Origin of the sequence: Microcoleus sp. C2D2 (assembly GCF_036702495.1) — a bacterium.
GTDB lineage: Bacteria > Cyanobacteriota > Cyanobacteriia > Cyanobacteriales > Microcoleaceae > Microcoleus.
Genome location: NZ_JAUBTO010000240.1, coordinates 1 through 7,628, shown reverse-complemented (window position 1 = coordinate 7,628; position 7,628 = coordinate 1). Strand labels below are relative to the sequence as shown.

General features: G+C 37.9%; 7 protein-coding genes and 1 pseudogene. 3 read left to right on the top strand and 5 right to left on the bottom strand.

Annotated features, from left to right (window positions below):
• Positions 1–263: 263 nt before the first annotated feature.
• The gene (locus QUB61_RS36520) at positions 264–1,079 is read right to left on the bottom strand and encodes a methyltransferase domain-containing protein (RefSeq protein WP_333135959.1); all 816 of its coding nucleotides are present in this window, start codon (positions 1,077–1,079) and stop codon (positions 264–266) included.
• Between the two features lie 633 nt (positions 1,080–1,712).
• Complete coding sequence (locus tag QUB61_RS36515; RefSeq protein ID WP_445300634.1) at positions 1,713–1,985, bottom strand: hypothetical protein; 273 nt, start codon at positions 1,983–1,985, stop codon at positions 1,713–1,715.
• A gap of 125 nt (positions 1,986–2,110) precedes the next feature.
• Between QUB61_RS36515 and QUB61_RS36510 the strand changes: the two genes are divergently transcribed.
• Positions 2,111–3,181 (top strand): IS630 family transposase, encoded by a 1,071-nt coding sequence (locus QUB61_RS36510; RefSeq protein ID WP_333135960.1) that lies wholly within the window; start codon positions 2,111–2,113, stop codon positions 3,179–3,181.
• Between the two features lie 39 nt (positions 3,182–3,220).
• On the opposite strand, the pseudogene QUB61_RS36505 reads toward QUB61_RS36510, so the two are convergent.
• Together QUB61_RS36505 and QUB61_RS36500 are read right to left on the bottom strand one after the other, a co-directional pair.
• Positions 3,221–3,928: pseudogene (locus QUB61_RS36505) on the bottom strand (IS701 family transposase); the annotation flags it as partial.
• A gap of 120 nt (positions 3,929–4,048) precedes the next feature.
• A complete protein-coding gene (locus tag QUB61_RS36500; protein ID WP_333135963.1) occupies positions 4,049–4,798 on the bottom strand; it encodes a thioesterase II family protein in 750 nt (249 codons plus the stop codon).
• A 508-nt stretch (positions 4,799–5,306) separates the two neighbouring features.
• Between QUB61_RS36500 and QUB61_RS36495 the strand changes: the two genes are divergently transcribed.
• Positions 5,307–5,867: a hypothetical protein gene (locus tag QUB61_RS36495; protein WP_333135967.1), complete on the top strand. Its 561-nt coding sequence runs from the start codon at positions 5,307–5,309 to the stop codon at positions 5,865–5,867.
• A 58-nt stretch (positions 5,868–5,925) separates the two neighbouring features.
• Here QUB61_RS36495 and QUB61_RS36490 read toward each other — a convergent pair whose 3' ends face one another.
• Positions 5,926–6,636: an IS1 family transposase gene (locus tag QUB61_RS36490; protein ID WP_333135969.1), complete on the bottom strand. Its 711-nt coding sequence runs from the start codon at positions 6,634–6,636 to the stop codon at positions 5,926–5,928.
• Positions 6,637–6,754: 118 nt separating this feature from the next.
• Between QUB61_RS36490 and QUB61_RS36485 the strand changes: the two genes are divergently transcribed.
• Positions 6,755–7,564: an iron uptake porin gene (locus QUB61_RS36485; protein WP_333135971.1), complete on the top strand. Its 810-nt coding sequence runs from the start codon at positions 6,755–6,757 to the stop codon at positions 7,562–7,564.
• The last annotated feature ends 64 nt before the right edge of the window (positions 7,565–7,628 follow it).

The window sequence follows — 7,628 nt, the reverse complement described above, 5'->3', positions numbered from 1 at the left end:
CTAGTCTGGGCATCGATCTGTTCTACCTTCTACATCTAGCTATAAATGGTAGCTCTATTCCCGCCCAAGTGTACTAGTTATTTACACAAAAGCACGTTGTTGGGCTTTAGCCCTCTTATGCCACGTTTCCTAAGAGGGCTAAAGCCCAACAACGTAAAAACAATCAGACTAATCTTATAACTAGCAACTTGGGTTACTACAAAAAGGGTAAGGAAGAGGCAGGCGAACGCCTGCCTCTTCCTCCCTTTAACAATTACTATCCTCTAAGGATAAACTCTTTTTTTTGCCTTTACCAATATATACCCAAGATTCTCACACACACTCTCAAATACTTGGAGCCAACCGTCGATCGTTTCACTCTGAACATCTTGCAGATTTTCGGCTTCATACTGTTTGAACCCGGCTTTAACCTTCGGAACCATAAAAGGCATCATAAATTCGGTTACGTCATCAATTTCGATCAGGTCAAAACCAGCCGTATCAAGCAGTTCTGGATAGTATTCCTTTGGAATATGATCCGAATGCAGTTGTTCCTTAGCAAACGTCTTGAATTCTTCGCTAGTGTTTGGCCCTGTTATTAAGTCCGCGATTAGTAATGTCGCCCCTGGTTTCAAAATTCGATAAGCTTCTCGTAGGGCTTCGCGATGCCCCATGTGATAAATACTTTCAAAAAACCATCCTCCGTCATAGGTTGCGTCGTCACAGGGTACTTGCAACGCATTGCTGTGGATGAAGCGAACTCGATCGGACATACCAGCTTCCTCGGCTAGCTCCTTTGCCCTGTTGCATTGGTACTTGCTGATTGTAATTCCATCAACGAAACATTCCTTGGCTTTTGCAATCCGTATCGCTGGGACACCTACACCGCATCCAAGATCGCAGAAACGTTCCCCCTGATGAATTTCTGACTTATCGATCATAATCTGAGTCAGCCGATCGGCTGCTTCACCAAGATTGGCATCAGGATTATTTTCACCCCAATAGCCAAAATGTAACTGGTTGTCAAAGATAAGGTATAAACCTAGTTCTCCGGTTACATCGTACATTTCTGCTACTTTTTCTAGTCTAACACTAGTCATGATTGCGTTATTTCCCTCTATATTTAACTGACCACCTAAAAATATCATAATTTAATGATAGTATCTTAGATTATGACTAATAAGGGTTCTTACGCAATTTTGGTGAAGAGAAGCAATAAGCCAGAAGGTAGACTTAGTAAGGGATAGAGGGATGTAGTACCCTTGATGAGGAAAAGTAGAACTAGTCCGTTGAGGCAGCATTTTGGGAAAATTGGCACTGAGACTACCAGATAGAAACAGCCAGGAGAGAAGCTTGCCGGATGTAGTATGAGCAGAGAAGGAAAAACCACCGCAGAAGCGATCGCAAAAAAGTAAAAAACCAGATAAATGAGACATTCGTGACAGGTTAAGAAAGTGGAGCGAATGTCAATGAGTAAATATGCTTAACTTTGGTGGAAATAAAATGAGAATCGCACCTGGTCGGGGAGAGGGAAAAGCAATCGTTGATTGCTTTTCCCTCTCGATATGATCGTTCTTAGGACTTACGCATTGACAAATCAGCCTAAATATGAATGAAGCGCTAAAATTACAGGATTCCTTTGGCGGGTAAAGTTTTTGCCACTACAAACAGTTGCAAAAAGCCCTTAAATGTAGAGTTTTTGCTAGTCAATTAATATGGAACTTGGCGGTTAGTTAATATTCAGCTTTTAGACCTACTTTTTGATTTAGGTAATGGAGAATGAAATCACGGGCTACTTCTAAAGATAAATTTCTTTGAATTTCATACCAATTATCAATCAGTGCCTCTGCCCTCATCAATTCTAATTGGACAAAAGCTCGAATTGAACAGAAGAAATGGGTGAAAATAGCCGGAGAACTTCTCACCATAAATCTTTTTATTCCACAAAGTTGTTTGATGGCTCTGTGGTAACATTCAATTCCCCAATGTATTGAATGTGTGGTCATAAAATAACTTCTAGTTATAACTTCAGTCTCCTTGATGTCAGGCAAAAACATGATATATAGCAATCCTAAATCATTATCAAGACTATGATACAATTATATGCAATACTTGATTGTGACAATAAAAAATGAATAACTTACAACTGCAACAAAAAGATAGAGAAAAAGAAATAGCCCAATTAGAATCTTTCATTAAAAGCGATATCGATGCCAGAGAACTAAAACGAGCAATAGCTGTAAGGATGGCGCTCTCAGGTAAGATCTACAATGAAATCAGCAAAATTTTAGGTGTCAGTAATTTTTTTATTGGTTATTGGAAAAAACAATTTAAAACCAAAGGCATCGCCGGAATCAAACTAGGACATAAAGGGTCCAAAGGGTATTTAACAGCTCGACAAAATACTGAAGTAATCGAGTGGTTAAAGAATAAAGAATATTGGGATTTAGATGAGTTAGTTACTTATTTAGAGCGAGAATTTGGTGTGACATATAAATCAAAACAGAGTTACTATGAACTTTTCGACCGGGCGAAAATTAGTTGGAAAAAAACTCAAAAAACTAATCCTAAATTTGATAAAGAACTGGTAAAAAAAAAGGCGGAAGAAATTAACGATATTTTATTTAAAAACAAGGCTGGTATAGAATCTGGGGAAATAATAGTATTGTTTTTAGATGAATATCATCTACTTCATGGTGATTTAACTGGTTATGTTTGGGGTCAATCAAAAATCAGAATTAAAGTCCCAATTACCAATGAAAAAGATAGACAAACTTATTTTGGCGCCCTCAATTATCAAAGCAAAGAATTCCATATTCAAAGCCATCCATCTGGTGATGGAAAATCAACAGTTAAATTCATAAAATACTTACAAAATAAATATAAAAATCGCAAGATTATCTTGATTTGGGATGGAGCTAGTTATCATAGATATGGAGAATTTAGAGACTTTTTATTAGAACTAAATGGTGACAAAGAACCTGATAATTGGTCAATTACTTGTATTTTATTTGCTCCCAATGCTCCCCAACAGAATCCCGTTGAAGATATTTGGTTACAAGCTAAAAACTTTTTAAGAAAGTATTGGTATTTATGTAGGTCTTTTAAGATTGTCAAATTTTTATTTGAGTTTTTTACTAACGAACATAAATTTGATTTCCCAAAAATACGTCAATATACTTACACAAAGAAAATCATTTAGGATTGCTCTAGATAGAGAAAATCATTTAGGATTGCTATAGTATCTCTCTGTGTCGTTTTTGAACTGCTTCTGAAATACTTTCACTTGCCCGAAATTTTTGAGATGAACAACTTGTCCTTCTGGGGGGATTTTGATATTTTTCACAGCCGTGTATTTCCCGGTCGTCATAGCCAATTGGCGGTTTTTCGCTATCCCCATCATAAAACCTAGTTTTTGGTTTCTCAAAAACTTCAAGTTTTCTTTACTGGAATACCAACTATCTCCTGTCACTATCTCTGGCTGTAATCCCCACACTAATACTTCCGCGATCATTTCCCGAAAATAATCATTTTTGGTTTTTCCCTCCTGTTTGTTATATATTCGATAATTTACGGGTACAGACTTACCATTACTCTCGGTGTAATACAATGTAATCAGATTGATTCCTTTAACTGGACGATGCTGATTACCTGACCAAAAATATCCAATAAATTCAGTTAAATTGCGGTAACATTAAGGCTTTTTAATAACTGTGTCATCCCCGCTTAATGTCCCACCTATTAACTCAATATGTGGTTTGAGTTCGTTAAATAAATCTTTTGGTTCATATCTTTCCCTTAACAAAAAACGGTTAATGCTATCGTGAGATAGTTCATCTAAAATTTCGGAGAGCCGACAGCAACCTGAATATTTAGACTCAGCTAAGAGAAAATATGTGTACTTTTCCAAGTTGCACAGTGCAGTAGATGGCTTAGTTCTGGTTCTAATATTTTTTTCTCCTGATAGCTTAAGCAATTTTACCCAATTCTATTTGTTTTGGGAACTGAACTCACCTCAGTTCCCCATATGCACAATTGAGCTATTTTGTCAATGCGTAAGTCCTAGCCGCTACAATAAAACCTGTTTGGTTAAATCAAGAATGATCGTTTTCAGCAAAGACTCTTGTTGAGTTTTTAAGTAAAAATGATCTCCAGGAAACATTTGTAGGTTAAATCTTTTACAGGTTTGCTCTTGCCAACTAGCTAGAAAATCTCGGCTAATTTTAGGATCGTTTATACCTCCAAATGCAGAAATCGGACAATTAAGAGGGGGTTCAGGTAGGTAAACATAACTTTCCTTTAATGTTAAATCTGCTCGCAGAATTGGTAAGTAGAAGTTTATAAATTCTTGATTCTCTAAAATGTTACTTGGTGTACCATTGTAAAGGCGTATTTCTTCTAAAAGATCGGCATCGGAAAGTTTAGCGATCGGTAAATCTAAATTAGGAAGTTGTGGGGCAGAATTACTAGAAATAAATAGGTGTAATGGAGTAGGATATCGTAGTCTACGAAGTTGACGCGCCACTGCAAAACTGAGCAATGCGCCAACACTATGACCAAAAAACATAAAAGGGCGATCTAGATTAGGTAAAAATGCTGTTGCAAGAGCGTCAATTAAAGGAAATATATTAGTGAATTTCTTTTCTTTATATCGATTTTCTCGCCCTGGCAGTTGTATGCCGCAAGCTTCAATATATGGGGGTAAATAAGTAGACCAAGTGCGGAAAATAGAAGCACCTGCACCTGCATAAGGAAAGCAAAAAAGGCGTAAAGACGCTTGAGGATTTGGATAATACTTAATAATCCAACTAGATGTCATAGGTTTTATATCGTAAATTTTAGAGATAATAGATTATATCACAGACTCTTGGCTCTTTCCGCATTTCTCACAAAGTAATTCCTGACGGGAGCATAACACTTAGGCAATGAGTACAAATACTCAGAAATACCATGCCCCTCATTAGTCCATAATTAAATATGTTTACCACTCTCGAAAAATTATGAATCCAGAGAAACAAAGAAAGCTGCAAGAATATACCAGAGCAATTGCCGAGATTTTATATACAGAAGCTGAATCTGAACAACAGTTCACGCAAAGGAAGTATAGAAAAAACTATTCAGACACAGCTTCAACAGTATGTCAGTCCCGAAATTGCTGCTTTTTTTTTAAGCAATCAACCGGAACAACTGCCGGTAGAACCAGAAAACTTACCAGTACATTAGGAATACTCAAAATCAGTGAGAAACAAGCTAAACTACTCGGAGTTAAGCCCTGCACAAGAATTAGTCCACATTTGGAACAATGTTGTCTGAGATTGAGTGCCAATATGTCATACGAGCAAACGGCAGTAGATTTAGAATACATCACCGGTGTCCAAACCAATGCCATGTCACAGCAGAGATTAGTTCATCGGCAACAGTTTCAGTTGCCGACTGTAACAGCACTAATTGAAGAATTATCGGTAGATGGAGGAAAAGTTAGATTAAGAACTGCACCAGGGATAGAATGCATCTATAAAGACTATAAAGCAATCCAGACTAACAGTGGGTTGCTCGCGGGTTATCAAGATAATATTGGGCTCCTCAATTGGGTCAACAGTCAACCCATCGCGTCAATTGTTACCTGTCTGGGAGATGGACATGATGGAATTTGGAATATTATCGCTTTAGTCGCCCCAAATCGACAACGCCGAGAAATCCTTGACTGGTATCATCTGATTGAAAATCTGAATAAGGTTGGCGGTTCACAACGAAGAATCAATGAAGCCCAAGCTTATTTATGGATGGGACAGGTAGAAAAAGCGAAACAACTTTTTGCAAATCTGACAAAAAAAGCCGCACAGAATTTCTGCGTATATCTCAACAAACACGCCTGCACGCATCGTTAATTACCACTATTATCAGTCAAATAAGGGTAGTCCTGCATAGCAAGGAAAATCCAGGGTTTTAATTGATAGATAAACTGGCGTTATACTCATGAATAAAATACCAAATAGCCCCAATATGATTGGATAGTTTTTTGGAGAATGAAAGAGTTTTTCTCACCAATCTAGATATTCTTTGTATCATCGTATTATTAAATCTTTCTATATAGTTTGTCAGACCAGTCTCCTTTCCTACTGCCTTGTGTCTTTTTTGAGGAAAAACTGTTCCATAGGCGCTCCAAAAGTCTGTATAGCTTACGGCACATTGACGATAAACAGGTGGTAAAGAATCCCATAATCCTTGAGCGCCAGCTTGATCTCTTTTGCCAATATACACTCCTACAATTTCTTTAGTTGATACATCAATTGCCAGCCAAATCCACTGCTTGTTATCGTTATTGCCTACAAATGACCACATTTCATCACATTGAATTGTGAGCTTCCCTTTCTTTTTTGACTTCACTTTTAATTCTCTTTTTACAGCTCCTAATTTTTTATTAACATAGTATTGCAACCACCCTTCCGAAACCCTAGTCGCCCTCACAATCCCAGCCAGAGATATCTTTTCTAATAAAAGTCGCTCTATCAACTCTTTTGTTGCTAATGAAATCGGTTGATGTCTGGGAGTCATGACGAATTGTCTTCCACAATCTCGACATTTAAAATTTTGCTTGCCGGAGCGAGTGCGACCATTTTTCAAGATGTATTCAGAGTTACACTTGGGACAGTTCATAAGCTAAAATTTAAGGTAGGTTATAAAAAATCAAATTATAACACATTTTCATTGCTATGCAGGACTACCAAATAAGGCTACTGAGCAAGTTATTAGATTGGCAGACACTTCAGATGTTATGCTTACATCAACTGATGAAATTAACACGACTAACGAATCTCTGCGTCCATCATCTGTAACAACTTTTAACTCAAAGGATTTTGGGGAAGAATCCCAAGACTTGTCGGTTAGTAATATTGAACCCTCGAATATCCCCCCAACCCCTCTTGGAAAGGAGGAGGGCTATGTTCCCCCCTTTTTAAGCCCGATCGAAGGTGAGGAGGTTAGGGGCGATCGAGTCTTATCCCAGAAATATTGGGAAGAATTATTGAGTAATTCAAATGTGATTTCTAGCACCTTGAAAAACCAACTATCTTCTGGTAATAGGTTGCCCTCCGTCACCTCTAATGAGGAACCTCAAGTCCCAAAAATTCCTCCTAACCAATTACAACTGCCCCAACTATATAGCCAACCACCAGATGCTATGGAGGAAGTTACCAGTGTCACAGATTTGCGAGATGTTAGTCCGGGGGATTGGGCTTATGAAGCGCTACGAAGCTTGGTAGAAAAATATCGTTGCATTGCTGGTTATGGCAAAAATACTTTCGAGGGTAATCGTGCTATAACCCGTTATGAATTTGCTGCTGCTTTTAATACTTATTTAATAAAGGTTGGACGTATAATTTATAGCTTGAGCAATACATTCCCCAATCGAGAAGAGTTGGCAGTTGTACAAAGGCTACAAGCCGACTTTGCGACAGAACTCAAAACCATCACCACTAAATTAGATAATTTAGAACAGCGAGTAACTTCTCTCAACGACAATCAGTTTAGCCCTACTACAGTTTTCCGGGGGATAGTAGATTTTAATTTAATTAGGGCTTGCTGAATAATCGCTCGCATATTGCCTGGCCTGGGTTTCGAGCGCGCGAGCGAGAGTAAAGTGCAAGATA

Excerpts from the sequence above, each read along its gene's own strand:
- QUB61_RS36520 (WP_333135959.1), bottom strand. The coding sequence starts at position 1,079 with ATGACTAGTGTTAGACTAGAAAAAGTAGCAGAAATGTACGATGTAACC.
- QUB61_RS36515 (WP_445300634.1), bottom strand. The coding sequence starts at position 1,985 with ATGACCACACATTCAATACATTGGGGAATTGAATGTTACCACAGAGCC.
- QUB61_RS36510 (WP_333135960.1), top strand. The coding sequence starts at position 2,111 with ATGAATAACTTACAACTGCAACAAAAAGATAGAGAAAAAGAAATAGCC.
- QUB61_RS36500 (WP_333135963.1), bottom strand. The coding sequence starts at position 4,798 with ATGACATCTAGTTGGATTATTAAGTATTATCCAAATCCTCAAGCGTCT.
- QUB61_RS36495 (WP_333135967.1), top strand. The coding sequence starts at position 5,307 with ATGTCATACGAGCAAACGGCAGTAGATTTAGAATACATCACCGGTGTC.
- QUB61_RS36490 (WP_333135969.1), bottom strand. The coding sequence starts at position 6,636 with ATGAACTGTCCCAAGTGTAACTCTGAATACATCTTGAAAAATGGTCGC.
- QUB61_RS36485 (WP_333135971.1), top strand. The coding sequence starts at position 6,755 with ATGCTTACATCAACTGATGAAATTAACACGACTAACGAATCTCTGCGT.